Raw genomic sequence first — 2,633 nt, forward strand, 5'->3', positions numbered from 1 at the left:
ATAAAGCTAGTTTGGGCTTTGTTTGGGCTTGATTTTTGTTTAAGTACCGTTAGAATTGGCGAGTAAAAGAGGAACTGCCATAAAGTGAGAGGTAGACCAAATTACTTGTCGAGATTGCTGTTGTCGCTCTAGTACCTTATCTATTTTTCCTTCAAAGTCATTCTGCAAGGATACTAATATATGGGGTCGCTTTAAATAATCTTCTACAGCTAATTCTTCCAAAGTATAATCATCGCTTCTAAAAACGCAGACAAACTCCTCTCGGTATAAATTTTGTTCGACGTGCCAGCTTTTAAGAGGTAGTTCGGCATTGATAATTAGATCGATGCGATTGTCATCTAGGGCATCCATCACCGTTGCTTTATCTAGATCGCTGATACGGATACGAATACCTGGTGCTTGAGTAGTTAACTGTCGTACTAAATTACTCCCGATAGTAGCCTCAACATAATCACTGGCTGCAATTTTAAAAGTTTCGTTGGCGGTGGCGGGGTTAAAAGTCGCTGTCTCTAATATAGCCGATTGAACTTCGACCAAAATTTGTCGGATGCGATCGCCTAGTTGACGAGCATAGGGTGTAACTTCCATCTCTCTCGAGGTACGAATCAAAATGTCATCTTGCAAAATAGTTCGCAGTCGTTTTAAAGAATAACTCATAGCTGATTGACTCATGTTTAGTCTCTCGGCTGCTCTAGTAACGCTGGCTTCGGCAATTAAAACGTCAAGGGCAATCAGCAAATTAAGGTCGAGTTTGCGGAGATTATTGTAGTCAATACTCACGGCGATAAATACATCAGTGAAATTGATAATTGCTATCTATTATATTTGTTTGACTAATAAAATTTATTTGACTAAAGTTAATTAGCGTCAGAATACAATCGTTTAACGGGTAAAAACTTATGAATCGATTTGTTGGCAAGGTTGCTTTGGTTACTGGCGGTGGTTCTGGTATCGGTAGAGCTACTGCACTAAAATTTGCTTCAGAAGGAGCTTCCGTAGTGATTGGCAATCGCAGTGAAGAAGCCGGACAGGAAACAGTAGATTTAATCGAAAAAGCTGGTGGCAAAGCGAGTTTTTATCGAACGGACGTAACCAAACTAGAAAACGTCCGAGATTTAGTTCGATATACAATCGATACCTGTGGTGGACTCCACGCTGCTTTCAACAATGCTGGAGTAGAAGATCACCAAGCGATGACTTCAGAACAGCAAGAAGATACTTTCAATCTGATGATGAATGTCAACGTCAAAGGCGTTTGGTATTCGATGAAATGCGAAATCGAACATATGCTCGCTCATGGCGGTGGTGCAATTGTCAATACTTCCTCTATTGCTGGTGTCATTGGTTTTCCCGGTCACGCACCTTATGTAGCCTCCAAACACGCCGTACTGGGTTTGACCAAAACTGCCGCCTTAGAATACGCCAAACAAAAAATTCGTATTAATGCGGTTTGTCCGGGGGCAATTCAAACTCGAATGATCGAAGACTTCGCAGGGGGAGATAAAGATACTCTTGAGTACATTAAATCTTTGCATCCCATCGGTAGATTGGGTAAACCAGAGGAAATTGCCGATGCGGTGGCTTGGCTTTGTTCCGATGAGGCATCTTTTGTTTTGGGACAGGGCGTTAATGTAGATGGTGGATTTACTGCTATTTAATAACAATTTTAAGAGCGACGAGGCTAAATTAACCCATGAAAATCGGTATTATCGGTTCGGGAAATATTGGGGGCACTTTAGGAAAACACTGGGTAAAAGCAGGACATCAAGTGATGTTTAGTTCCCGACATCCAGAAGAGTTGTGCTCGATGGCAGAAGAAGTAGGCGCTTTATGGGGAACTACGCAAGAAGCGGCGGCTTTCGGGGCGGTGATTTTATTGGCAATACCCTATGGTAAAGTCCGCGATTTGGCTCGGCAAATTGGCAGCTTAGAAAATAAAATTCTCATCGATGCTGCTAACCCTTATCCCCAAAGGGATGGAAATGTAGCCCAAACGGTAATAGATGACGAATCTCAAACCGCTACAGGATACATCGCCAGTCTATTTCCAGAAGCGAAAACCGTTAAAGCGTTCAATTCTATTTACTTTAAAGTATTAAAAGATAAAGTCTTTCGTTCTGGCGATGAGAGAATTGCCGTGCAAATTTGTGGCGACGACGAAACAGCCAAGCAAACTGTCAAAGGCTTAATTGAAGATATTGGTTTTGCTCCCCAAGACTTGGGCACTCTCAGTCGTGGCGTTCTTTTTGAACCCAATGCTCCACTCTACAACCAAAATCTGAAAATTAAGGAAGCTGATAATTTATTGAGTCAACTTATCTAAACTCAATTAGTAAAAGCGATTGCGTCTCTCAACCTTCACAATAACTTGTCTCTGTTTAATATTTTTACTAATTATGTATGATGCTACTGGCGTTTCTGCTCTTAACTAGCCTGTCCTGAAAATTATGTTTGACTATTAGCTTGTTTAACTTTTAGGTTCTGTTGACACAATTAACGCAACCAAATTAAAGCCGAAGCAAATTCGGCAAATCCCAAATAACATTCGTCAGTTTTGTCAAAACGGCTGAAAACGCGACGATAGTATTTAAGTTTGTTAAAAAAGCACTCAACTAGATGTCGCTCCTTGTACA

3 protein-coding genes and 1 pseudogene are annotated in these 2,633 nt (G+C 41.1%); 2 read left to right on the forward strand and 2 right to left on the reverse strand.

Going from position 1 to position 2,633, the window contains the following annotated elements; genetic code table 11:
• Window positions 1–39 precede the first annotated feature (39 nt).
• Window positions 40–780, reverse strand: a complete 741-nt coding sequence (locus ACLFKQ_RS02990) for a LysR family transcriptional regulator (protein ID WP_448998411.1) — start codon at window positions 778–780, stop codon at window positions 40–42.
• Between the two features lie 119 nt (window positions 781–899).
• On the opposite strand from ACLFKQ_RS02990, the gene ACLFKQ_RS02995 reads away from it, so the two are divergent.
• Window positions 900–1,658 (forward strand): SDR family oxidoreductase, encoded by a 759-nt coding sequence (locus ACLFKQ_RS02995; protein WP_448998412.1) that lies wholly within the window; start codon window positions 900–902, stop codon window positions 1,656–1,658.
• A 35-nt stretch (window positions 1,659–1,693) separates the two neighbouring features.
• Window positions 1,694–2,323 (forward strand): NADPH-dependent F420 reductase, encoded by a 630-nt coding sequence (locus ACLFKQ_RS03000; RefSeq protein WP_448998413.1) that lies wholly within the window; start codon window positions 1,694–1,696, stop codon window positions 2,321–2,323.
• Between the two features lie 170 nt (window positions 2,324–2,493).
• Here the strand turns inward: ACLFKQ_RS03000 and ACLFKQ_RS03005 are convergent.
• Window positions 2,494–2,633, reverse strand: a pseudogene (locus ACLFKQ_RS03005) (IS5 family transposase); the annotation flags it as partial.

This window comes from Myxosarcina sp. GI1(2024) (assembly GCF_053543375.1).

Excerpts from the sequence above, each read along its gene's own strand:
- ACLFKQ_RS02995 (WP_448998412.1), top strand. The coding sequence starts at position 900 with ATGAATCGATTTGTTGGCAAGGTTGCTTTGGTTACTGGCGGTGGTTCT.
- ACLFKQ_RS03000 (WP_448998413.1), top strand. The coding sequence starts at position 1,694 with ATGAAAATCGGTATTATCGGTTCGGGAAATATTGGGGGCACTTTAGGA.